Consider the following 22,910-nt stretch of genomic DNA (forward strand, 5'->3'; position numbering starts at 1 on the left):
AAAGAGTTAAGGCAAACAAAGCGCAAAAGGAATGTAAGTAAGAAGAAATAGGTAAGAGGAAGAGCAACCTGTTGCAAGTTGAAGAGTTAAGGAAAGCAAGGCGCAAAAGAAATGTAGGAAGAAGAAATAGGGAAAAGAAAGAGCAACCGTGTTGCAAGTTGAGAAATATATGGAAAGCAAAGCGCAAAAGAAATGCAAGTAGGTAGAAATAAGGAAGAGAAGGAGCAACCTGTTGCAAGTTGAGAAATATATGGAAAGCAAAGCGCAAAAGAAATGCAAGTAGGTAGAAATAAGGAAGAGAAGGAGCAACCTGTTGCAAGTTAAGGAGTTAAGGAAAGCAAAGCGCAAAAGAAATGTAGGAAAAAGAAATAGGAAAAAGAAAGAGCAGTATGTTGCAAGTTGAAGAGTTAAGGAAAGCAAAGCGCAAAAGAAATGTAGGAAGAAGAAATAGGGAAAAGAAAGAGGAGAATGTTGCAAGTTCAGGAAAGAAAGTTGCAAAAGGAATGCAAGAAAAGCAGAATAGAGAAGAAAGAAACAAAAATTTGTAAATATCTGTTACAATAAATTAAATATAATAGTAGTTAAGATTTTTATACTGAGAATTATTTAATTGTGATCCATGGTTTAGGGAGGAAAAGAAAGTGGATAACTTATTACAAATGTTTCGAGATGCATTGTTAATCTCTGAGCCAATTTATAAAACTAACGAGCTAGTATGGAATAAGTGGAATGCATATTTTAAAGATGTTGAAAACAATAATAATAAAGTACTCACATCACCTCATGCTTCCCCATCATTTACTGCATTAGTGTCTTGGCTAGAGAAAAAACAAGAATCCGGTACTACATTAGTACAAATTTATGCCAAAATTGATTCCTATAAGGAAGAAATATATAAAGAAATTGAAGGATTTATAGACAAAGAATTCCAAAATATAGCTTCTTCAAGTTCCATAATAGTAGAAAATAATCAAAATATAGAAGAGACAAGTATAGTAAACCATGAGGATTATTATGAGGTAAATAACTCTGCTGTTTATTATAAGCTAAGAGATGGGATTGCAAAAAATCAATTTGAAGAAGATGAATTAAGTAAGGTTTTACAATATCCTATTGAAACAAAATCTTCTAATGGTGTAGCCCAGCTTTCTTCACACAAAGATGAAGATTTAAGACTTACTAATATAGAAGAAGCTGCTCGATGGAATACTCTTGTCGATGATGTAATGAGTAATATGGATGATTTAACGGCAGATTGTCTAGATGCAATTACAATACAATGGATAAACGAAGCAAAATCTCCAGACGAATTCATTGATTTTTCTTATGAGCAAGTTTTAGAGATGTGCAACATTCCAAAAACAGTAGTCAAAAATAAGGAATACTATAGAGCGGAAGATAAAATTAAAATAGCAAAAAGAATTGCGGCTTTAGCAAGTATTTTTATCTATTTAAATGATGAGAATGAAGTCGTAGTATTAAATGACCGTGAAGATGAAGGGGAACGACTAGAATTAAAGCGTGAGGTTGTTAAACGATTATTTGTATTAGATTCGGTTGTATTGTGGAGACATAGTGTTACAAATGAATATATGGGTATTGAATCTTGTCGTATTAAGCCAGGCAGCTTTTTAACCAATTATTTATACGGATCAAATAATACAACAGCATTATTGTCTAAAAAAGCACTTGAATACAATAGTTATAGACACAAATATCATAAAAGGTTAATACGATACTTAACATGGCAATGGAGAATTAGACAAATGTATTCATCATTGAAAAAGCCATATTCTATAGGTGGGGACAAAGGCCTGCTAGCAGTAATGGATATCCCGAAAGATTGGAAGCCTAATCGTATTAGAGAACAGTTAGAAAACGTTCTAATGGATTTAGAAAATGAAAAAGTAATCTCTCATTGGGAGTATAGTGATCCACTGGATGAACAACAAATTGGGAAACGTAATTGGTTTAAAAATTATTACACTAACTTAGGAATAACGATTTTGCCACCTGAAGAAATGTTACAGTCAATGGATAGGGTAATAGGAAAGAAGAGTATAGAGGAACCACAAGAGCAGTTACCGGAAGTAACAGTTGTTAAAGAAATAAAGAAGACTGTAGAATCAGTCGAACAAATAGAGAAAAAGATCCGTGACAAAATACTGAAAGTACACAATGAAAAAAAGGTAAGCATTCGTGAAATAGCAGATGAAATGAGTATTTCTCCGTCTACATTATCTAGGTTTTGTAATTATAAAACAAAACGTTTATCTAAAAAAGCATTAGAAAAGCTAACAAAATGGTGTGAAAGGCAAGAAATATTAGAAAAGATGTAACATAGACTAAATATTTCTTTTAATAATAGTCAAAGTAAAAATACACATACATTATGTATGTGTATTTTACTTATTATTACCAATAATAGTCTGAATTTTCTTTATTGATGGTGGTTTTGGCGGGCGAAGATCCTACTGGAAAGTCATTATAGTTATGCTGTTTAATCCACTGCAATTAAATTTCTTGTCTTATCGATATGGTTCAGTAACATACGATATTCTTCTTCATACATAGTGATACGTTGTAGAAGAGATTGATTCTCTGTTTTTAAATCTTCAATTTGATTTTGTAATTTTGTCAATTCATTCACATCTTTATAATTTTGTAGAAAGAGAATAATATCATCTAATGTAATAGACAAAGAGTTTTTTTCTTTTTCTGATGGGGAGAGGGGAATGTTGTTTCCCATTTTTCGGTCTTGTTTTGCTAGTTGTATTTCTTCTTGGTATTGTTTTCTCACATATGAATTCCAACGAAATCCACAAGCTGCGGGTGTTCTAGCTAGTAGTTTTGCTACTTCTTTGAATGCAGCTAACTGTGTTCCACCGTTACGAATATTCTGAAGTACTGTTGATGCGAGAAGTAAATCGTTATCATCAGTCCAGGAATCTTGTCTTGAGATTACCACGTTTTAACCCCCCTTATATGTTTTATATTATATATATGCAATTACTCAAAATGATAGAAGTTCAACTTCTCTTGAAATAATTGGGAGTAAGTTGGTAGAAGTATGTATGATTTTAAATGCAAAATTGCATTTAAGGTTGACTATTTCATGAGGTGTAACTATACTGGTTACAGTAATGTAACTGAATTAATAAAGTTGTTGGTATGAATTGGTTGTATTAATGATGTATAAACAAATATTAAAGAATGAATGGAGTTGAAAATATAGTCCTACATATAAAACGTTTGTATAAAAAGAAATTAGGTAATATACATTTTTTTATAACTATATACTAATAAGAAGAGGTGCATGTTTTGAAAATTTTTAAGGGAATTTTAGTTTCTTCAATTGCATTAACAGCATTTAATGGAGTAGGCAGTATACTTCCAAGTGAAAAATCAGAAGTTGCCTACGCAGCTACTTATAATTATTCAAATAAGCAATTGAATTCTACTGTACATAAGCAAGTTACTAAACAATTAATTTTAAAATTTAAAAATGAAGTGAATTTACCATATCAGGATGGAATAGAAAAATTCATTAAAGAAGAAAAACAAGATCCTGAATTAATTAGAATTTTAGCTGAATATCCAAATGTAACTATAAATCGACTTTTTAATTCTTTAAATCCTAAAGAAATTAAAAATCTAGGTAAAGAAATAAAAGATTCCGATCATATTTCTTCTAATTTGCTAAACTATTATATTGTAGAAACTCAAGCTGATATTGATGTACAAGCATTACTTACAAAATTTGAAAAATCATCTCTTGTTGAAACGGCGTATTTACAGGAAGAAGAGGCGCCACCAGCAGAGCGTTTGCCAAACTTATCTGTTAATCCATATGATGAGCCTAGACTTACAAGACAAGGTTACCTTGAACCAGCACCATTAGGAATTAATGCACCTTATGCCTGGAGCATAAAAGGTGGAGATGGAAAAGGAACTACTTTCGTAGATATGGAGTATGGGTGGTTATTTAATCATGAGGATTTAGTGAATCAAAAGATTGAACTGATATCTGGACAGAATAAAAGCGAGCACCATGATCATGGTACCTCAGTCTTAGGAATTGTTTCGGCAGAGGATAATAATATAGGTGGAATTGGGATCGCATCGAAAGCTAAGGTAAAGGTTGTATCTCAGATTAGGGATAACGGAAATTATAATACAGCTGATGCTATTTTAAGTGCGGTTAACAATATGCAAGCTGGAGATATTCTTTTACTAGAGGCACAAGCAACTTACGATGGATATGGAGATAAGAACTATTTTCCTGTGGAAGTAAAACCAGACATATTTGATGCAATTCGTATGGGAACAAATAAGGGAATTATTATTATTGAAGCAGGTGCAAATGGCGGAAATGACTTGGATCAATTTAGAGACCGTAATGGTAAACAAGTTTTAAATCGTAATAGTCCTGATTTTAAAGATTCAGGGGCAATTATGGTTGGGGCAGCTTCTGCAAGGGTTCCTCATAAGCGTTCATATTTCTCTAATTACGGTAGTAGAGTGGATGTGTATGGATGGGGGAATGCAGTAGATACTACAGATGCTAAACCAAGTGAATTTATAACAAATTTATATACATCTAGTTTTGCTGGAACATCTAGCGCATCACCTATTATTGCTGGTGCTGCAGCATCAATTCAAGGAATAGCAAAAAATAATCAGGGGAGAGTATATACACCAAGTCAACTTAGGGATATTTTAAGTGATTCTAGCACCGGAACGAAATCAAATGATCCAACTTCTGATAAAATTGGTGTTTTACCTGACTTAAAAGCTATTTTATCTAAACTTGGTTTTTCACCAAACTTAGGTAATGATTCTTCCATTGTATTTCCTGAGGAACAAGAAATAAATAAAGGAAATAAGGGAAATGAAGGATCTACTATTACATTCCCGAAAGAAGATACCGCTAATAGTGGAGAGGACTCTAGCTTTATTTTCCCAGAATAATAGAAATACCTCCTATTAAGCATGGGGCAAAATAGTTTACTCAATAAGAACAAAGGATATGAATTCAATAGAAATATGAATTTATATCCTTTTTATTTTAAGCTGTTTTTACTACCTTACAAAAACGTAATGTTAGCGTAATGGAAATGAATTTTGGCAGCCAATAGATTAGGATATAATTTTTGTGAGAAAAGATATGAGGTGAATAATATGAAACGAATAGTGCTTATGTGTAGCTTTTTTGTGATGTTTACTGTGTTGTTATCCGGGTGTAATTTAAATCGTCTTGGTACAGATACATATTATGTGCAAATTACCAAGGATGGTGAAAAATTAAAAGAGAAAAATGTAAATGGGGATACGACTTATGAATATAAATTACCTGGATTTGATAGGGATGGTAAAGAGAAAGAAATGGAGTTTACAGCGTTAAAAAACCTTCGTAAAGAAGCGTTTTTACGTATATATTACTCTGAGAAAAAAGGTGTGAAATCTTGGGAAGAAGTGAAAAAAGATGAACTCCCTACAAAGGTAAAAGAAAAATTAAAGGTGGATTAATATATAATTCTTTATTAGAGCAATATATCCTCAAACTATTAGAATGTATATTGTGAAATAGGCGAAAGTTCTTTAGAGTTGTTAAAGTAAGAGGCTGACAGTTATTGTCAGTCTTTTAATTTTGCAGGAAGAAAATAAAAAAGGCATTTAACAGGAAAGTGTTGGATTATTAACAATTATTTAAGATCCAAAGCTACAATATATCTACTCCTGAACTATAATAATTTTAGGTCAGAAATAAGCTTCTGATTTTGTGAGGAGTTAAGTACTAAAAAAGCTTAATTTTGTTTACGTATTTATAGTCGTTTAAAGGATTTATGATTGGTTATGATATAATAAAATTCAAGTACAATAAGGGGGATTAATTAAATGATTTTTCAAAGCATGATAACAGCTATTATAGAAAAATTACAAGAGACGGTGAATCCCTATTGGATAATTGTGTTTGGATCAACGGCTGAGAACAGAGAACGAGAAGATAGTGATATTGATATAGCTTATGTAAGTGACACAACATTAGGGAACTATGAACGTTTTTTATTAGCACAGGAGTTAGCTAACATTGTTCAGAGAGATGTTGATTTAGTTGATTTATCCGAAGCTTCTACAGTTTTTCAAGCTCAGATTATACATACAGGAAAGACAATATTTTGTTCCGATGAAAAACGTAAGGTTATTTTTGAAATGAAAACTTTAAAAATGTATTCAAAATTGAATGAAGAACGACAGGTAGTATTTGATGATATAAAGAAAAGAGGTTCTATATATGAAGAATGAGGTTATTTTAAATAAAATTTCTACAATAGAGCGTTGTATAAAAAGAATCCAAGATGTGTATGGAAATGACCCTGAAAATTTAGAGGACTTTACAAAACAAGATTCAATAATATTGAATATACAAAGAGCTTGTGAAGCGAGTATTGATCTAGCAATGCATATTGTTGCTGGGAAAAAATTAGGACTACCCCAATCTAGTCGAGAGGCCTTTGATTTATTGGTTACAGCAGGATTACTTAGCGCTGATCTAGCAAATAAGTTAAAGGCGATGGTTGGATTTCGTAATATTGCTGTTCATGATTATCAAAGTGTAAATTTAGATATTGTTCGTCAAATTATTGAAAAACATTTAACTGATTTCAAACTATTTACGAAGGAAGTAATGGGGATATTGGAATTTTAGGCGAAAGAACAGAATAATAAAGCTGAGAGAGAAAGTAATTCTATGACTAAAAAACCAGCTATTGAAACAATTACTTAATTTCGTAAGAAGAAACGCGGTCATAAGATGAGTTTGTTTTTGATTTTAGCGAATAAAAACAATATAAAATAATAGAGTTTCAAAAAAATAGCCCTCCACCAGACCTTTTTTGGTCAGATGGAGGGCTATTTTTTTTCATGTTTTGACAAGTTGCGGTGAGATAAGCCTGCATTTGGACAGACTTCAGCCCCCGAAATCGAGCATATCGATAGCCATGTAGTTCTTTGGCGTCCGCAAAGCTTCGCTCTATAGTTGAATAGCGTACTTTGTAAAACTTTTTCCCTGTAACTGTTAGTTTGTTTTTTCTAGCGATATCCTTATATTTCTCCCATATATGATGAGTAATAACTTTTTGTTTCTTTGAAAAACATACCTCACGTAGCGGACAAACAGCGTAGTCTTCTGGATTGGATTTATATTGATGATATCCTTCACGATCCGTTGTCGCATACTCTAAAATACACCCCATCGGACAAGCAAATGCATTCATTTCTTCTACATATTTAAATTGGCTTTTTGACCCTTTACGCTCCTTGAGGAAGGAGTCTTCTTGGCTAAAATGATAAATTTGAAGCTATAAAAGCAACAGAATTATGTAATAAGTGAATCAAAAAAACAACCCCAAAAGCAGACATGGTAACCTGATATTTTTCATTCTTTTTTTTATATACCCAATAAGCATAGTTATATAAAAGACCAATTATCGTTGTACCAACTATATAAGTGATTCCATATGGATGATTTAATCCAAATATAATTGAAGTTATTAATATGATAAGGTAATCGTGATTTTTAATGTAAGGAATCCAACTTAATAGCCAAAATAAAAATACTTGAAAAACTATTGTTTCATATATAGGTGCCGCTAATACCCCTAATAAAACTTGAAGAATAAGAGGTGCTTCTGTTATTGGGTTTTTTTGTATTTCAGGTAAGAATAGATCTAATGGTATTACAAATAAAAATGATCCTAATAAAATAAGAAAAATAAAAGAAATGGTAGGCAAAGCAAACATAAATCTATTTATTTTTTTGAGCATATATATTTCTCCTATAATCTTTTATTACATCTATACGAAAAGTAATAAATAATTGAGTCTCTTTTTGTTTGACATGTTTTTGTCTACTATTGATGAAAACCGTTCTGTAATTGAATTCTTGGCTTATATGTAGGTGTAGCGATAAAGTAGGGATATATTAACACTATATTGTTAATATTAAAATATTAAAGAGCTAAGTGAGATATTAAGTTCACACCAATTTTATGATGAATATAATATCAAGCCAGTTAAGGAAATATGCTGTATAGGACACGCTTGTACTGTTTATTTTACTATATGAATATTTAAGTGCATATAGTTTTGGAGGAGTATGTATTTTTGCATTTTTTAATACAAAAGTTTTTTATTAAAAATTTACTTTCTGCGCTACCTCATATGAATTTAAGACACTTGAAGAGTAAAGGCCAAAAGAGTCTAAGTTTAGATTGTACAGGTAAATATTATAATATTATAGAAAAATAAGGGGAAAAGTTATAAAATAGGAGATTGAATTAAACTTTCAGATTTTATTGTTCTGCAAGATAAAAATAACTAAAGATGAGGCTCTTAAAAATTCTTATCTTTATTTAAAACTAACGATATTATAAAAAATCCTTGCTGAAGGTACTGCAACAAATCTAATTTGAAAATCTTTAGGAGATAAATATGGAATTTTAAATATTCTTAGTCGTCTATAAAACATTATAGCAATTATTATAGGCAAATCCTTTAATATCATCGATTTAGAAGAAATCAGTACAAATAGAAAAGATGAAGTGGTAGAAGTATTACGTCTTCCTTTTAATAGATTTCCAAGAGCAGCTGGACATATAAAAGATGCAATTGTAAATGAAAAAAATTGGAACATTTGGTTGAACGATTAGTATGCCATTTTAAAGTTTAAATTAATAACAGAAAGAGCACCTCTTAATATGTTACTACTTTGTTTTTGTATTGTTGAAAATAAGAAAGGAGAAATCAATGAAAAAATATTGGCATAAGCTATCGTTACTTCAAAAAAATGTATTACTAACGGTATTAGTAATTCTGACCCTTGTTGTAAGTATGGGAGCGTTAAGTTTTAATATGTTTCAAAATAGTATGATGTCTATATTTGAGAGGCAGTCTTTTGAAACAGGTGATGCGGTATTAAATCAATTAGATCTAGAAATAGTAAGAGATGTAGCAAAAGACCCCACAGCTCAAAGAGTGAAGAAAGAAAAATTGACAGAGCAATTAAATAAATCTATAAAAGATATGAAAAGTGTTGGACAAACATATGTTACAGGAGCCAAGCTAAATGAAAAAGCTGAATTACAAATAGTAGCTTTGGATACAGAATTAGCAAATACTGTTTCTGTAAAACCAGGTGAATACTATGAGCAGCCTACTTATTGGATGAAAACATATGATAAAGTAATACAAACAAAACAGGCACAAATGACAGAAGTGTATGAAGATGAATTAGGGTTCTGGGTAACAATTTTAGAGCCAGTTACAGATGAAAATAAAAATATAATTGCAATTGTTGCAGCGGATTTGGAAGCTTCTATTATTCCACTTACAAAGAAAAACTTTATGATACAAGGTTTACTATTTATTATAATTTCATTAACTATCGCAATTACAATTCAAATATTTATCTCACGAAACTCTCTATCGCCTTTAAAGGATTTACAAGAAGGGTTACGTAAAGTTGGTGAAGGGGATTTAAGTATTAAATTGAATGAAAAATCTGATGATATAGGGATAACTAATATCTATTTTAATAACACTATTAAAAAGTTTAATAAGATTTTAGATAAAGTAAGGGAGACTGCTGAACAAGTTTCGACATCTTCACAGGAATTGTCGGTAAGTACAAAAGAGAATAGCATAGCCTTTAAAGAAATTGCAAGTGCTATTACAGGATTAAATTTAGGAGCACATTCTCATGAATATGTAGTGCAAAAATGTTTAGGGATTGTTCAAGAAATGGAAAGTAAGATGAAAGCAATTAAAGGAGCTGCAAAACAAGTTGGCAATGCTTTGGAAGACATGGAACAGCATTCTGTAGAGGGAAAAGATTTGATTAAGCAAATGGTGAATCAAATGAAAAGAATCCAAGATACAGTTCAGGATGTATCTTCTAGTATTTATGCATTCGAAGCACGATCTAAGGAAATTCATGAAATTCTTACTGTAATTACAACCATTTCAAATCAAACAAATTCATTAGCTTTAAATGCTTCTACTGAATCCTCATGTGCTGGAGAGATGGGGGAAGAATTTTTAGGTGTTGCGGACGAGGTACATATATTAGCGGAAAGAACCGAGGCATCTGCAAGGGATATAGCTAAATTAATTGGTGAAACCCAGGCTGAAGCAGAGAGAGCTGTAAGATCCATACAGAAGAGTTCAAAGGAAGTAGAAGTAGGAATAACACTTGTTCAAAGTAGTGGTGCTTTTTTTGAAAAGATTTCAGAATCTGCACAATCTGTTACAAATCAAATTAAAGCGACTTCGAATCATTCAAGTGAAATTCTAACAGATAATCAAACTATTGTTCAGTTTATAAATGAATTATCACACATTGCGAATACATATGTGAATAGTAGTAGTAATGTGGAGACAAGTATGAAAGAGCAAGAACTATATGTACAAGATATTGCAGAGTTAGCAAATTCTCTAAATTGGCTCTCGCAAGAGTTACAGGGGTTAATAGGGGAATTTAAAAGTAAGTAGGATAGAAGAAGGTAAAGGTATAGGGTATGACCTATACCTTTATTTATTCCCACATAAGGGATGAAAGCTTAGGTATATATGTAAAATAGCTAAACGAATAATTTTTTTGCATATTTTGTTGGAAATAGAGCATGATATTACCAAATTCAACGGAGGTGTTTAAAAAATGCAAATTCGCGAAAATAATAATTCAAACGAAATCTTAATAGCAGCTGCAGCAAGTGCAATTGAGCAAATGAAATATGAAATTGCTCAGGAGTTTGGTGTTACACTTGGACCAGATTCAACAGCACGAGCGAATGGTTCAGTAGGTGGAGAGATTACGAAACGTTTAGTTCGTATGGCGCAAGAGCAGCTATCTGGTCAATATAAAATTCACTAAAACTAAAGGTATATCCCATTAAAGGGATATACCTTTTTAATTTGTTTTTAAAGAGAAGCGTTACATTTTTTATTGTTGGTTAAGTTTAGAAATAGCAAATTTAGCTGTAAAATTCATCTTCTTCATGTACGTAGAATTTACACCTGCTTGAAATTGTACAGAAATATTACCGTCTTTTTGCGCTTTGAATACGCGACCATATGGGGAATTAGCATTGAATGTGCCAATTACTTGATCATCTGCATCAAAGACCGTATAAGAAATTGGGAACCCTGAATTTTGTACAAAGACTGTAAGTTCTTCCCCTTTTTTTAGATTAAATGATTCTTTTTGAGACACTTCATAGGAACTCATAGAGTAGTATTTTGTGACTTCTTGGATTTCTAAATTCGTAGTAGCTGCACTCGCTTTTGATGCCTCAGCCCCTGGTAGGTTCATACCTGACAATACTGCAATTCCTAGTGCCCCTGCTAAAATCAATTTTTTCATAATAGTATTTCCTCCTTTAATATATTGTGAGATTGGAAACGAAAGTGAAAATATCAATCCCTGAAACCATTATAGTTACAATGAGAATTATTTTCAATGAGGATTAGTATGTAATTTTGCATATATAAAGTACTAATATAAGGTAATCATTCAAGTTTTGAAGTATTTTTAACAGAAGAGAAGGAAAAATTTAAAAAATCATGAGTGATATTGTAACCGAACTTTATATCTTTTGAGCATATTCCGTTTGGATCAAGTGAATATATTATTAATTTTATCTGTATTCATTTTTTATAATGAAACATTTTAAGGTTGATAAAGTTTTATTGTATGGAATTATTAAACAAAAATGATAAATTATATGTTATGATAAAGAGGCAATAAAGTACATCATCCTGACTTTATTGTATGTGTTTAGCCTATGTATGTCGTTTGTATTAAAAATAAGAAGTCTCTTAAAAAGAGACTTCTTATTTTTTGTATGGAGGGGGTATTACAGATGATGGATTACTATCAAATGTTTTTAATTACTATGGCAGGTATTGCTTTATTTTTTTATATACAACATGCTGGAAAACCAACGAAAAGAAACAAATGGAAGTTATTAATTGTAGTATTTTTATTTTACCTTTTGAATTATTTATTTCTTAAATTTCTATAGATAGATATAGAGGGGATACGTTTAACATTCTAAAATATAAAAAAGGAAGGGGTAATCCTTCCTTTCATTATCCAGTATGTCCATGTGAATATTTAATAATATTTACAGTACTTTGAGTGCTTGTTGAAGAATTTGATCCAAAAGTTACTGTTACAACAATTAAGATACCCAGTAAGCTAACCGCTAATTTTTTCATTTTAATGCTCCTTTTTTAAAGTTTTTTTCACTGGCTTTACTAGCTTCATAAAAGTAATAGCTGGCTTTTTTATGATTATTTTCTTTGTAAAATTGGGTTGCTAACTTTTCAGTATATTCATTTATATACTCATATAGTTCTTCGCGTTCAAAATAGGAAATTCCTTCTAAAACAGTTTTTTCTATATCAGTAGCACAACTATTTAGATTCATTTTTTCTAAAATCTTAAAGTGATGTATATAGCCCTCAATTCCCAATTGAGTAGAAAGCTGCAGGCCTTTTTTTATTAATTCTTGAGCAGTTTGATGTTCTCCTAATTTATAATGTTCCCTAGCTTCAATAAAAACAGCTTTATAATCGCTAGGTAGCTTCTGATTAACTTCAGATAAATAACGTAATGCTACCTCGGATAAATTCTGTGTAGCATACATAAATCCTAGATTGTGACGAACAATCAAAATATTGTATTCTAAATTTTCTTTTTGGAATGTATCCATAGCCGAGATAAAGTGTTCCTCAGCTAATTCCCACTCCTTTAAATGAGTACATGCTAATCCATATAGGTTATTACAGAAGGCAACTTTCAATTCATACCCAGGATGTTTTGAAAATATATCTTTAGCCTTCATTACATGATTAATACATAAAATCGATTTATGTGTATGACAATAGAAAATGGCCAACTCATAATGGAATTCAGCATGTTCAATCTCATCAGGAATTGTTTCTAATAGGTATTCAGCTTTATCGTAATGTATTTTTGCAAGGCTATGATTGCCGGTAACATTGGAATGAATGGCTTTAAAGAAGTGATAATAGTATGAAAGGAAATCGTCTGTAGGAGTTTTGTAAGCATCACTTTGTTTAAAGCTATCTTTAGAAATACTTAAGCTATCAATTAAATATTGATGTCTAAAATCTAGTAGTGAGTAGTATAATAATATCGTTTGATTTTCTTCTATATCATGGATTTTGTTTTCAATTTCTTGTTTAAGTAATTGAGCGGCGTCTACATGCCTAGCCCTAATTTCTTGATACCATTCATTTAATAAATGAGTTATTTGCTCGTTCCCCTGTATATGAACATTCATTGTTCAATTTCATCCTCTCCAAAGATATTATTCAGCAATTAGTATCATATCAGAATTTTCCTCTATCAAAATCTACTTAATAGCATTTATCAATATAAGACGGAATATTCTATTAATTTATATTTATTGAGATTCAAGTAGCATGTATTATTGTAGTTTCTGTAAAAATAACCTTTTTTAAATTTAAAAATTTGATTAAAATATATTTTCTTAACAGGCGAAAAGGGAACCATACCTAAGTAATTATGTATAGCGATAACAGGAAAATAGAAATAAATAATAAAGGGGAATTTGGATTGTTAGAGTTAAAAGGAAAGCAAGAGAGAAAAGAAATCTTAGAAGAAGATGTAGAGTTATTAAAGGCGAAGGTACATCCAGTACGGCTACAAATTGTTAATGAGTTAATGTACCATAAGACATGTAATGTTACACAGTTAATAGAGATTTTAAATCTTACGCAATCTACGGTCTCACAACATTTATCAAAATTGAGAGGAACCGTACTTCGTGCAGAAAGAAAAGGATTAGAAATGCATTATTATATTGAGAATTCTAAAGCCCGTTAAATCGTCGGAGTTTTAAATGTGAAAATTGGAAGTAATATCAAAATCTCTTGTGTTAAAGCAGGGGATTTTTTATTTTTATTAAAATTTAAATATTTATATTAAAGTAAAAAACTATTTTCTTATTATAGAAATGAGATAGAAATATAAAATAGGTTTTCATTAGTAAAAATATAGAAAAATAAAGAAAAATATGTTAATGTAATAACCGCAATATAGTATTATTCGAAAAGGAGTGAAGAGAGTATATGTTAAAGAAGGGTGTAATGTTATTATTCTTTATTCTATCTATCTCGACATTTAGTATGGTAACTCACGCTGCTAATAGTTCTGAGTACGTGAATCAATCATTCTATGGGTATAAAGAACCGTCATTTACTTCAGCTAAAACAAATGGCGGATCAGAGTATGGTGCTCAAAATGTAGGAGTCATGGAAAAAAGAGATAATGGCTGGTGGAAGATTGAAACATGGGAAGGTCCAGTTTGGATTAACTTAAATGGGGAAGAACGTGTTATGGGAGATTTCTATGCATATGATGAACCTTCTTTCTCATCAAAGGTTGCGAATGCTGGAGCGAAGTACGGGCGACAAACATTTAGAATAGTAGATGGAACAACAGATGGTTGGCTAAAATTTAAGACGTGGGAAGGCGACAAGTGGATGAATCCTACGTCTGAACAAATTACTGTCAACAAAACGATTTATGCGTATAATGAGCCTTCATTTAATGCAAAGAAAGCAAATTATGGAGAACCATTTAACCCACAAAATTGGGGAGTAGTAGAAAAAAAAGAAAATGGCTGGATGAAGGTAAGTACTTATGAAGGTTATAAGTGGATCAATCCAGATGGCGAAGAAAGGTTCATAAACAAATCATTCTATGCGTATAACGAAGCTTCATTTAATGCAGCTAAAGCAAACGCTGGAGCAGTATATAGTCCACAAAATTTTAGAGTTGTGGATGGGACACCTAGTGGATGGTTGAAGGTTAAAACATGGGAAGGCGAGAAATGGCTGAATCTAGATGGCGAAGAAAGATTCATAAACAAATCATTCTATGCGTATAACGAGCCTTCATTTAGTTCAGGCAAAGCAAACGCCGGAGCAGTATATAGTCCGCAGAATTTTAGAATAATAGATGGGACAACTAGTGGTTGGTTAAAGATTAAAACATGGGAAGGCGACAAGTGGATGAATCCGCATGAAACAGATTCGGGTTCTTCTAAATATCAAATGCCTATCAAAAATCCAAATGTTAGCTCATGGTATGGAAGTCGTTGGGGGACAGTGCATAAAGGTATTGATTTCTCAGCGGCAAAGGGTACACCAATAATGGCATCTAAATCAGGAACTGTAGAATTTGCTGGTTTTGGTGTAAGAGGTCAAGGATTTGGTGGATATGGAAATGTAGTGGTTATTAGGCATGAAGACGGACTTTGGACATTATACGGTCATATGGACTCAATTTTAACTACTGTAGGGGCACATGTACAACAAGGTCAAGTAATAGGAAAAGTAGGTAGTACAGGCGATTCTACTGGGAATCATCTGCACTTCGAAATTAAGAATCAGTATATAGGTGGACAAGTAGATCCAAAACCATATTTACCATTTTAATAAACATTAAGTTTGAATAATTAATATACGATAAGAATAATTTATTTATTGCATATTTAATAAAAGGACAGTTATCTAAGGATAGCTGTCCTTTTATAATTTATGGAATGGATTACTCGTGGGTACCGTGATTGTCATTTTATTGGAACAGTTTTGGAAAGAGTAAAGTATTTATATGCTTTTTCATTTAGAAGAAAATAAAGAATGAAAATCAGCATTTGGAAATATTTTAAAATATCTTGATATAAACCTATGTATTTTGTAATATATAGGTATATTGTTAGTTTATTTGATTCCGTTTATTCCCACACCTTATGTGTTGTGGTTGAGTTGTAGAAGTAAGTTTTGTTCTTACTTTAATTTTGAAAGGGCTTCTTTGAGCCGATTAGTGTATTTAGCTTATTTTGCTATGCACAATTAATCGACTTGAGGAGGCCTTTTTTTTGGGGTTTAAACAGGTATAAATATATATTTCTGTATAAAACAACAGATTAAAATAGGAAGTTCATATAGGGGAGAATACATATGAGTAATTGATTTGTATATCAGGGGATTTGGAGGGATATATAGTTTTTTTTACGTTAAATGTATACATGGATACATTTAACTATGATTCTAAAATAGATACACAATAGGTTTACGAATCGCAGCAAAAATAATTATATAGAAGTTTTGTAGACGATATAAACGTACTCATTATAAGAAGGATGAATAGAATTTTACTGTGAATTTTTTAAAAAAGTGTATCAATTGATACGTTTTTTGTTGTAATTCTAGTAAATATGAGGTACGATTTGAAAGGGGAAAGAATTTTAATGCATATTAGCTTTCAAAATAGGGAGACAAAAAAGCACACTAATTTTACAATCGGGGAGATTGAGCAGTACATATTAGAGTTTAAAAAATTAATTAAAAATAATCTATTTACGGTTGCTCGAAATGAAAAAAGGAAAGAGAATAGTGAATTTTTAGAGGCTAATAAGATTAACGCTAGTAAAGTGAAAGAGATTCTTCTTAATATAGAAGTACGCGATTTTTGTTATGCAGCTGATAATATAAATCCAAATTTTGCTCATGAAAAATTGTATATCTTTTGTCCACAATATGAGTTAGATAATTGGGGACAAAAGAAGTCGGTAGACATATATATTAAGATGAATCTAATTGAAAATAAGGACAGGAACAAATACATGATTGTTGTTTCTTTTCATAAAAGGAATAAACCAGTCACTTATCTTTTTAGGTAAAGATAAGTGACTAATGGTTTTAGAATGAAGGAGGATTTTTATGTTGGTTTTATGTGAGTTTTGTCGAGATATGGTAAAGTATTCTACTAAAGATGTTCCAAAAGTGACAGTCATTAGAGGGAAGCAATATCATTACGTAGGTAAAGAAGCAAATTGCGAGGAGTGTAAATCTGAAATATTTGTTCCTAACATTCATGATTATAATTTAGAACAATTAGATTATGCCTATAGACAACAGGAACAGTTAGTTACTATTTCTGAAATAAAAGAGGTTTTAGAAAAATATAAGATTGGAAAACGTCCATTGTCTTTGCTTTTAGGTTGGGGAGAGGTTACCCTAACAAGGTATGTAAATGGAGATATTCCGACAAAGCAGTACTCGGATATATTGAAAAGATTAGGTAGAGATCAATCTTTTATGCTAGATATTTTGGAAAGAAATAAAGATTTAATTACTCAAAAAGCATATAGAGTCTCTAAAGAAGCAATCGCAAACCTACAGGAAAATGAGGATTTTACTTCTACACAGATTACAAAAATCGAGGAAGTTGCTAACTATTTGCTATATAAAAATGATGATATTACTCCTTTAGCTCTTCAAAAGCTGTTATACTATGCGCAAGGATTTTGTAAGGTGTTTACTGGAACATATTTATTTGAAGATGATTGTGAAGTAGGAAGTCATGGCCCGGTATATCGAGTTATTTTTAATAAATATAAAGTATATCAGTACGACAATCTTGAAGTTAATTATGTTAGTACAAATCAATTAACTCAAATAGAAAAGGAAATATTAGACTGTGTAATCAATACTTTAGGTTGTTATAGTGGGAAGAGTTTAGAAAAAATGATTCTATTTGACTTACCATGGACAGTAGCTGATCTAGAATTAGAAGATAATAATTCTGGTAAACCTATTATGGAAAAAGAGGAGATAGATAATTGTTTTAATACAATGAAACAGGCATATAATTTAGTTGCTATTTCTGATATTAAACAATATTGCATAAGAGTATTTGACAATATAAGTAATTAAATGTTGTAGCTATATCATTTTTAATATGATTGATATATATTTTATTTACTGTTAATTAGACCTCTGTAAAGGTATTAAAAGATAGTATTAATTACAAAATATTAGAAGTGCAGAATATAAACACCTTTAACACGATGTAAATATGCATATTAAATAAAAAGTAAAGTGAATTGATACATTATATGGTAAAATGATATATGTGAATATGCCTTATGAAGTAAATTTTATGCTTTGGACCTTTAGCTCAGCTGGTTAGAGCAAACGGCTCATAACCGTTCGGTCGTAGGTTCGAGTCCTACAAGGTCCACTTATAAACAAGGAGAAAGCACTCGAATGAGTGCTTTCTCCTTGTTTATAATAAATAAAGGGGATTGTGACATGAAAATAATTGATTTAGAGACAGAAAGAAAAAAGAAGGAAAAATTAATGGTAACTATTCCAATTATAGAACTAATATATGGAGAAAAAGGGGAAATTGAATTTAAAGTAGTGGGAAAGAAAGTTGTTCCACAATCCATGTTAGAGAATTAAACTACTTTCAATTCTTATAGGCTGTAAGGTCGTTAAGTGGGAGATTTCTAAGTACGGAAACTTCGTGGATTCTAATTGATTATGCTATCCCTGTAGTTTCTAAGGTTAAAAGAAAACAGATTAAAGGAATATGAAAACAGCTTCTCATTTTTCATTATAACTGTGAATGAAAAATGAGAAGCTGTTTTTTAGAATTCATTGCTTTGAAAAATAGACATTTATAGTAAAGTGAATTTACTTTAATTCCATAGTTGTGGAAACGTTAAAGTAGAAATTTAATGTTTTTTGTAAAAAATAATTGACTTTTAATTTGGTTGTAACTAATATGATTACATAAGATGTAACTTATTCAGTTACAACGACTTCCTGTTTTAAGAAAAATATTTATATATTTAATTAAGGGTAGCAATCTATAGGTTATCGTCTAATGCAGAGAATTACTATTATATTAACAACTATGCATATTCTGAACGGTAGTATTTTCTGCTTTAGAGCAATAATGTGCAGTGTTATCTTTTATGAATAATTTTAGTTGATCTTTTTGGGGAAGGATTAGTTTTTGGGGAAAATAATAAGGTTGCTAAAAAAGATGCACTTTTACAAACCCAAAAGCTAGCTAAGAATTTTTAATTGATAGCTGGACTAGCTAATAAAAATAAAGGTAGGAGATTTAAATGGAGAAAAAACAAGATAACCTTATATACGTATGTGACGCATATTGTGGATGGTGCTATGGTTTTTCAGAAAGTATTAAAGGATTTTACAAAGACCACACTGAAATGAAGTTAACAGTTTTATGTGGTGGATTATTTTTTGATGATCTACCAATAAAAAATTTCTCATATATAGAAGAGGGAAATAAAAGAATTAATCAACTTACAGGTGCAGAATTTGGTCCTTCCTATCAGAAATTGGTGGAAGAAGGTACTTTTAAAATGAATTCGAAAGATGCTGCAATTGGATTTTCAGCTTTACGTTCATTAGCGCCAGGCCGTTTGTTAGAATTTACGTCTGCTATGCAAAAAGCATTTTATTATGATGGACAAAGCCTAAGTAATCCTGAGACATATCGTAAGATCGCGATTGAGCATGGCTTGAACCCTGATCAAGTAATAGAGCGTTTAAATGCGCAAGAAACAATTGTAGATGTCCAAAATGATTTCAATAAGGTTCGTCAGCTTAGGGTTAATAGCTATCCTTCATTACTTTTACAAAAAGATAATCAAATTATTCCTATTGGTGGTGGGGTAATGACGCCAGATAAAATTGAAGCACGTTTTAAAAATTTATACTAAGAAAATTTAGGCTATAGTAGCAAATATGTTAGCTTACGCCAGCGAACATACACCTCCCATCTATTTGCTGGTGCAATGAACCTTTCAAGAGAATTGAAGAGGAGTCTTCTGTCGGAACAAAATAAAAGTGTGTTATCTATTCAATCACTATAACAAAAGGAGAATAACATCTATGTTTAAAACAATCGATACAAATCACAAAGATGTGAAATTAACGGTGTTTAGTTCGAACGAAAAAAGTTTTATGGTCACTGCAACCTTAGTTGAGAAAGCAGGACATGCATTTTTAATAAACTCGAAATTTACTCAATCTGATTCAAAAGAAATTGTGGATTATTTGAAAAATAATAACTTATCTCTAGATAAAATCTTTATTATCCATGGGGATCCTGATTACTATTTTGGGTTAGAAAGTATGAAAGCTGCTTATCCAAGTGCCATAGCGTATGCTACAGAGTCTACGGTTGAACATATTGTTCATTCTGTATTAGGGAAATTGAAAGTTTGGAAAGATGCACTTGGAGAAAACGCACCAAGTAATGTGGTATTACCTCAAGTGTTTAAGGAAAAATCGATTGATTTTCAGGGACTAACATTTGAACTAGTAGGTTTAGATCAATACAGAACTAGCTTATTTAACAGAGAACTGAAATTATTAATTGGAGGAATAGATGTATTTAACGAAATCCATCTATTCTTAGCAGATACTAGCTCAAAAGCAGCAATGGAGGCATGGATTGAGAACTTAAAAGTATTACAGGCGTTACATGCTGACATAATTGTACCAAGTCATGGATCAATAGAAAAATCATTAGATAATCAAGCAATTAATGCAACCATGGATTATCTAAGAACAGCAATTCAAGCTTCTGAGGAAAGTAAAACCTCAAAAGATTTTGTAGCAATACTTGAAGTAGCATATCCAGGCTATGCAAATAAAGGTGTATTAGAATTAAGTGCAAAAGTTGTAACAAAAGAAATGCCTTGGGGTTAATGCTATGAATAAATATCAAAACCTATTACATGAAACGTATGTGTTAACAGGCGAGGGAAAAATGGATGCTTTCAAAACGTATTTAAGTGAAAATGTATCTTGGACAGAAGCTGCTGGGTTTCCATATGCAGGCACTTATATAGGTCCTGATGAAGTAGTGAAAAATGTACATGAACGTCTTGGAACTGAATGGGGTAACTATAGCGCTAAAGATGAGATTTATGCTTTTAATAACAATACTGTTATCGTGTATGGAAAATATAGTGGAACATATAAAACAACAGGGAAATCATTTGTGGCAGATTTTTGTCATCTTTATGAGTTTGATGAGAACGATAAGATTAAGAAGTTTATTCAAATTGTGGACAGTGCAACTGTTAATGAGGTATTAAGTTAGGGTTACTAGTTTCTAACATCCCCTCGCATAAGGAGTATTGTTAGGAAAGATGGATTTTATTTTTCTAACAATATTTCTTACATCAGATTCTGGGAAAGATTCTTCCTTTATCAAGCGTGTTATCGAAGATGAATTATAAAATTAGAAGAGGTAGGTATATATGAAATTAGAGAAAAATTTAATAATAATAATTATTTCTATGTTTATTTTAGGAATTGTGTCGACTTTGATATTTCAAGCTTCAACTGGTAATACCAAAGCTCACACAATAAAGAGCGAGAATACTGCATCAGTATCGAAAGATGATGTGTCAGAAAAAGAAAAGAATAAAAAGATGGTAGTTGATTTCTATAATGAAGTTTTTAATAAACATAATATCGATATTATCCCTAAATATGTAAGTGAGGATTACAAGCAACATAATCCTTTTGTAGCTGATGGACGAAAAGCTTTCATGGATTTCTTTAAGGAGGATTTTGTTAAGAACCCTAATTCTTCTGCAGAAATTAAACGTGTAGTAGCTGAAGGAGATACAGTTGCTCTTCATGTACATTCTCGTACTAACTCTCAAGATAAGGGAGTTGCTATAGTGGATATTTTCCGTATAAAGGATGGAAAGATTGTCGAACACTGGGATGTAATTCAAGAGATTCAAAATGAAGCAGCTAATGATAATACGATGTTTTAGGTAGAAAATCTATTTATAGATTGTTAAAATATTTTTTCAAAAATAAGTAAGATTGCGTTAGTAAAAATATCCTTAGAGTGATTCTTTCTTACTAACGCAATTTTAAACTTTTTAAGTCCGTAATTATACTTGAAATCACCGCGATACCTAATACTATCCTGTATAGTTTATAGGAATAATATCTCCCTGACTAAAGTTTTCAAGAAAGGATTTATAAATGTTTTTTAATTCATTGCATGATGGCAGGAATTTAAAGTGGCCTTTATCAATTCGTTATAACCTTTCTTAAAGTGAATAAATCCTCTTTTTATTTTCTCATTTCCTCCGTTTTAGATATGTCTTTTTAGGATTTCAAATCTTACCTTTTCATCAAATTTATCTGCAATGTATATTACAGTTCCGGCAAGATATTTTAGTCCATAAGCTACGGGTGTCATCCAAAGTTTATTTAGGAAAGAAAGATCTTTAATTCGGTGCTTACTTGAAAAGAAAATCATATTGTTCACTCCATTTCTAAAGGTGATAGATATTTTAATAGTCGTCTTATTTATTGTTTTAGTTGCGTAAACAAGGTACAGTACAAAATGTACTTTGCTATTTTGAACAATTTTTTTGTTTGGGAATTTGTATAGAGATAGAAATAATAAGAATAGTGAATAAAACCCTACTAAAGTTTAGTAGGGTTAAGTTGATAAAGATGTAGAATGGATAATTTAAGAAATAAAGGACATAAACTGTGTTTCTTAATTTCTTTGTGTAAGACTCTTAACAAATAGCGTTAAATAGTATGAGGAAGAACCAACTAAAATAGCAAATGGTATTAGAATAATATCAATACCATTTACAATTACATAACCAAAAAAACCAGTCCAAAAGCCATTACAAAAAGAACAGTCTAAAAAAATTTCAAACAATTCATGAATACTACGTAATTTTTCACGTGTGTACTGAAATTTTATTTCAAATAAAAATGCGCGTACCCCTAAGGATATAAATAGCAACAGGCTTATACTTATATTTAAATTCATTTTCTCACCTCCAATTCCTATTTAAAAGTCGTAATAAGTTGTTAGAAAGTTGAGGATTACAAAATAATTAATATTTAGCTGGGATATTTAATAAATCATATGAAGGGTAGTTAACCCAGTAAAAGCTAACATAATGAAATGA

General features: G+C 31.1%; 24 protein-coding genes, 1 tRNA gene and 1 pseudogene. 19 read left to right on the plus strand and 7 right to left on the minus strand.

Annotation, left to right across the window (positions count from 1 at the left end; genetic code table 11):
- The first annotated feature begins 389 nt into the window (after positions 1 to 389).
- Both NST86_RS28125 and NST86_RS28130 read left to right on the plus strand, forming a co-directional pair.
- Complete coding sequence (locus tag NST86_RS28125) at positions 390 to 548, plus strand: hypothetical protein (protein WP_170962679.1); 159 nt, start codon at positions 390 to 392, stop codon at positions 546 to 548.
- Positions 549 to 641: 93 nt separating this feature from the next.
- On the plus strand, positions 642 to 2,339 hold the full coding sequence (locus NST86_RS28130; protein ID WP_000369385.1) for a helix-turn-helix domain-containing protein: 1,698 nt from the start codon (positions 642 to 644) through the stop codon (positions 2,337 to 2,339).
- A gap of 161 nt (positions 2,340 to 2,500) precedes the next feature.
- Here the strand turns inward: NST86_RS28130 and NST86_RS28135 are convergent, their stop codons facing one another.
- A complete protein-coding gene (locus NST86_RS28135; RefSeq protein ID WP_000237072.1) occupies positions 2,501 to 2,968 on the minus strand; it encodes an RsfA family transcriptional regulator in 468 nt (155 codons plus the stop codon).
- 353 nt (positions 2,969 to 3,321) lie between these two features.
- Between NST86_RS28135 and NST86_RS28140 the strand changes: the two genes are divergently transcribed.
- From NST86_RS28140 to hepT, 4 genes are all read left to right on the plus strand, one after another.
- Positions 3,322 to 4,971 carry a S8 family peptidase gene (locus NST86_RS28140; protein ID WP_061663252.1) on the plus strand — a complete coding sequence of 550 codons (1,650 nt, stop codon included), beginning with the start codon at positions 3,322 to 3,324 and terminating at the stop codon, positions 4,969 to 4,971.
- A gap of 210 nt (positions 4,972 to 5,181) precedes the next feature.
- A complete protein-coding gene (locus NST86_RS28145) occupies positions 5,182 to 5,529 on the plus strand; it encodes a YxeA family protein (RefSeq protein ID WP_061663251.1) in 348 nt (115 codons plus the stop codon).
- A gap of 369 nt (positions 5,530 to 5,898) precedes the next feature.
- Positions 5,899 to 6,306 carry a type VII toxin-antitoxin system MntA family adenylyltransferase antitoxin gene (gene mntA / locus NST86_RS28150; RefSeq protein ID WP_000577229.1) on the plus strand — a complete coding sequence of 136 codons (408 nt, stop codon included), beginning with the start codon at positions 5,899 to 5,901 and terminating at the stop codon, positions 6,304 to 6,306.
- Positions 6,296 to 6,709, plus strand: coding sequence for a type VII toxin-antitoxin system HepT family RNase toxin (gene hepT / locus NST86_RS28155; protein ID WP_000787540.1), 414 nt, complete (start codon positions 6,296 to 6,298; stop codon positions 6,707 to 6,709). The genes mntA and hepT overlap by 11 nt, the downstream gene beginning before the upstream one ends.
- A 123-nt stretch (positions 6,710 to 6,832) precedes the next feature.
- Here the strand turns inward: hepT and NST86_RS28160 are convergent.
- Both NST86_RS28160 and NST86_RS28165 read right to left on the minus strand, forming a co-directional pair.
- A pseudogene (locus NST86_RS28160) lies at positions 6,833 to 7,307 on the minus strand (transposase); the annotation flags it as partial.
- 34 nt (positions 7,308 to 7,341) lie between these two features.
- On the minus strand, positions 7,342 to 7,827 hold the full coding sequence (locus tag NST86_RS28165; protein ID WP_061663250.1) for a CPBP family intramembrane glutamic endopeptidase: 486 nt from the start codon (positions 7,825 to 7,827) through the stop codon (positions 7,342 to 7,344).
- A gap of 981 nt (positions 7,828 to 8,808) precedes the next feature.
- Between NST86_RS28165 and NST86_RS28170 the strand changes: the two genes are divergently transcribed.
- Positions 8,809 to 10,551: a methyl-accepting chemotaxis protein gene (locus NST86_RS28170; RefSeq protein WP_061663373.1), complete on the plus strand. Its 1,743-nt coding sequence runs from the start codon at positions 8,809 to 8,811 to the stop codon at positions 10,549 to 10,551.
- A 166-nt stretch (positions 10,552 to 10,717) separates the two neighbouring features.
- Complete coding sequence (locus NST86_RS28175) at positions 10,718 to 10,933, plus strand: alpha/beta-type small acid-soluble spore protein (protein WP_001167047.1); 216 nt, start codon at positions 10,718 to 10,720, stop codon at positions 10,931 to 10,933.
- 69 nt (positions 10,934 to 11,002) lie between these two features.
- On the opposite strand, the gene NST86_RS28180 is transcribed toward NST86_RS28175, so the two are convergent.
- The gene (locus tag NST86_RS28180) at positions 11,003 to 11,422 is read right to left on the minus strand and encodes a hypothetical protein (RefSeq protein WP_340934943.1); all 420 of its coding nucleotides are present in this window, start codon (positions 11,420 to 11,422) and stop codon (positions 11,003 to 11,005) included.
- A 499-nt stretch (positions 11,423 to 11,921) separates the two neighbouring features.
- On the opposite strand from NST86_RS28180, the gene NST86_RS28185 reads away from it, so the two are divergent.
- On the plus strand, positions 11,922 to 12,083 hold the full coding sequence (locus tag NST86_RS28185) for a hypothetical protein (RefSeq protein WP_172797004.1): 162 nt from the start codon (positions 11,922 to 11,924) through the stop codon (positions 12,081 to 12,083).
- A gap of 67 nt (positions 12,084 to 12,150) precedes the next feature.
- Here the strand turns inward: NST86_RS28185 and NST86_RS28190 are convergent, their stop codons facing one another.
- Positions 12,151 to 12,279 carry a hypothetical protein gene (locus NST86_RS28190; RefSeq protein ID WP_255259137.1) on the minus strand — a complete coding sequence of 43 codons (129 nt, stop codon included), beginning with the start codon at positions 12,277 to 12,279 and terminating at the stop codon, positions 12,151 to 12,153.
- Entirely contained in the window at positions 12,276 to 13,370 is a 1,095-nt protein-coding gene (locus NST86_RS28195) for a Rap family tetratricopeptide repeat protein (RefSeq protein ID WP_061663377.1), read from the minus strand. The genes NST86_RS28190 and NST86_RS28195 overlap by 4 nt, the downstream gene beginning before the upstream one ends.
- A gap of 296 nt (positions 13,371 to 13,666) precedes the next feature.
- On the opposite strand from NST86_RS28195, the gene NST86_RS28200 reads away from it, so the two are divergent.
- The 10 genes from NST86_RS28200 to NST86_RS28245 all read left to right on the plus strand — a co-directional run bounded on the left by NST86_RS28200 (position 13,667) and on the right by NST86_RS28245 (position 21,740).
- Positions 13,667 to 13,936, plus strand: a complete 270-nt coding sequence (locus NST86_RS28200) for an ArsR/SmtB family transcription factor (RefSeq protein WP_061663378.1) — start codon at positions 13,667 to 13,669, stop codon at positions 13,934 to 13,936.
- A 245-nt stretch (positions 13,937 to 14,181) separates the two neighbouring features.
- Entirely contained in the window at positions 14,182 to 15,552 is a 1,371-nt protein-coding gene (locus tag NST86_RS28205; protein ID WP_340768338.1) for a M23 family metallopeptidase, read from the plus strand.
- A gap of 815 nt (positions 15,553 to 16,367) precedes the next feature.
- Entirely contained in the window at positions 16,368 to 16,799 is a 432-nt protein-coding gene (locus NST86_RS28210; RefSeq protein WP_170962695.1) for a hypothetical protein, read from the plus strand.
- A gap of 40 nt (positions 16,800 to 16,839) precedes the next feature.
- A complete protein-coding gene (locus NST86_RS28215) occupies positions 16,840 to 17,835 on the plus strand; it encodes a type II toxin-antitoxin system antitoxin SocA domain-containing protein (protein WP_061663912.1) in 996 nt (331 codons plus the stop codon).
- Between the two features lie 233 nt (positions 17,836 to 18,068).
- Positions 18,069 to 18,142: transfer RNA gene (locus tag NST86_RS28220), tRNA-Ile, on the plus strand.
- Positions 18,143 to 18,213: 71 nt separating this feature from the next.
- Positions 18,214 to 18,366, plus strand: a complete 153-nt coding sequence (locus NST86_RS28225) for a hypothetical protein (protein ID WP_000691088.1) — start codon at positions 18,214 to 18,216, stop codon at positions 18,364 to 18,366.
- Between the two features lie 674 nt (positions 18,367 to 19,040).
- Positions 19,041 to 19,661, plus strand: a complete 621-nt coding sequence (locus NST86_RS28230) for a DsbA family protein (RefSeq protein ID WP_340934947.1) — start codon at positions 19,041 to 19,043, stop codon at positions 19,659 to 19,661.
- A 172-nt stretch (positions 19,662 to 19,833) separates the two neighbouring features.
- Positions 19,834 to 20,655: a cytoplasmic protein gene (locus NST86_RS28235; protein ID WP_061663910.1), complete on the plus strand. Its 822-nt coding sequence runs from the start codon at positions 19,834 to 19,836 to the stop codon at positions 20,653 to 20,655.
- A gap of 4 nt (positions 20,656 to 20,659) precedes the next feature.
- On the plus strand, positions 20,660 to 21,052 hold the full coding sequence (locus NST86_RS28240; protein WP_001046386.1) for a nuclear transport factor 2 family protein: 393 nt from the start codon (positions 20,660 to 20,662) through the stop codon (positions 21,050 to 21,052).
- A 160-nt stretch (positions 21,053 to 21,212) separates the two neighbouring features.
- Entirely contained in the window at positions 21,213 to 21,740 is a 528-nt protein-coding gene (locus NST86_RS28245) for a nuclear transport factor 2 family protein (RefSeq protein WP_000764185.1), read from the plus strand.
- A 743-nt stretch (positions 21,741 to 22,483) separates the two neighbouring features.
- Here the strand turns inward: NST86_RS28245 and NST86_RS28250 are convergent.
- On the minus strand, positions 22,484 to 22,768 hold the full coding sequence (locus tag NST86_RS28250) for a hypothetical protein (protein WP_001052512.1): 285 nt from the start codon (positions 22,766 to 22,768) through the stop codon (positions 22,484 to 22,486).
- Positions 22,769 to 22,910 lie beyond the last annotated feature (142 nt).

The sequence above is a fragment of the Bacillus sp. FSL L8-0199 genome (assembly GCF_038005705.1).
Classification (GTDB): domain Bacteria; phylum Bacillota; class Bacilli; order Bacillales; family Bacillaceae_G; genus Bacillus_A; species Bacillus_A cereus.

Excerpts from the sequence above, each read along its gene's own strand:
- NST86_RS28125 (WP_170962679.1), top strand. The coding sequence starts at position 390 with ATGTTGCAAGTTGAAGAGTTAAGGAAAGCAAAGCGCAAAAGAAATGTA.
- NST86_RS28145 (WP_061663251.1), top strand. The coding sequence starts at position 5,182 with ATGAAACGAATAGTGCTTATGTGTAGCTTTTTTGTGATGTTTACTGTG.
- mntA (WP_000577229.1), top strand. The coding sequence starts at position 5,899 with ATGATTTTTCAAAGCATGATAACAGCTATTATAGAAAAATTACAAGAG.
- hepT (WP_000787540.1), top strand. The coding sequence starts at position 6,296 with ATGAAGAATGAGGTTATTTTAAATAAAATTTCTACAATAGAGCGTTGT.
- NST86_RS28165 (WP_061663250.1), bottom strand. The coding sequence starts at position 7,827 with ATGCTCAAAAAAATAAATAGATTTATGTTTGCTTTGCCTACCATTTCT.
- NST86_RS28170 (WP_061663373.1), top strand. The coding sequence starts at position 8,809 with ATGAAAAAATATTGGCATAAGCTATCGTTACTTCAAAAAAATGTATTA.
- NST86_RS28175 (WP_001167047.1), top strand. The coding sequence starts at position 10,718 with ATGCAAATTCGCGAAAATAATAATTCAAACGAAATCTTAATAGCAGCT.
- NST86_RS28180 (WP_340934943.1), bottom strand. The coding sequence starts at position 11,422 with ATGAAAAAATTGATTTTAGCAGGGGCACTAGGAATTGCAGTATTGTCA.
- NST86_RS28185 (WP_172797004.1), top strand. The coding sequence starts at position 11,922 with ATGATGGATTACTATCAAATGTTTTTAATTACTATGGCAGGTATTGCT.
- NST86_RS28190 (WP_255259137.1), bottom strand. The coding sequence starts at position 12,279 with ATGAAAAAATTAGCGGTTAGCTTACTGGGTATCTTAATTGTTGTAACA.
- NST86_RS28195 (WP_061663377.1), bottom strand. The coding sequence starts at position 13,370 with ATGAATGTTCATATACAGGGGAACGAGCAAATAACTCATTTATTAAAT.
- NST86_RS28205 (WP_340768338.1), top strand. The coding sequence starts at position 14,182 with ATGTTAAAGAAGGGTGTAATGTTATTATTCTTTATTCTATCTATCTCG.
- NST86_RS28210 (WP_170962695.1), top strand. The coding sequence starts at position 16,368 with ATGCATATTAGCTTTCAAAATAGGGAGACAAAAAAGCACACTAATTTT.
- NST86_RS28215 (WP_061663912.1), top strand. The coding sequence starts at position 16,840 with ATGTTGGTTTTATGTGAGTTTTGTCGAGATATGGTAAAGTATTCTACT.
- NST86_RS28225 (WP_000691088.1), top strand. The coding sequence starts at position 18,214 with ATGAAAATAATTGATTTAGAGACAGAAAGAAAAAAGAAGGAAAAATTA.
- NST86_RS28230 (WP_340934947.1), top strand. The coding sequence starts at position 19,041 with ATGGAGAAAAAACAAGATAACCTTATATACGTATGTGACGCATATTGT.
- NST86_RS28235 (WP_061663910.1), top strand. The coding sequence starts at position 19,834 with ATGTTTAAAACAATCGATACAAATCACAAAGATGTGAAATTAACGGTG.
- NST86_RS28240 (WP_001046386.1), top strand. The coding sequence starts at position 20,660 with ATGAATAAATATCAAAACCTATTACATGAAACGTATGTGTTAACAGGC.
- NST86_RS28245 (WP_000764185.1), top strand. The coding sequence starts at position 21,213 with ATGAAATTAGAGAAAAATTTAATAATAATAATTATTTCTATGTTTATT.
- NST86_RS28250 (WP_001052512.1), bottom strand. The coding sequence starts at position 22,768 with ATGAATTTAAATATAAGTATAAGCCTGTTGCTATTTATATCCTTAGGG.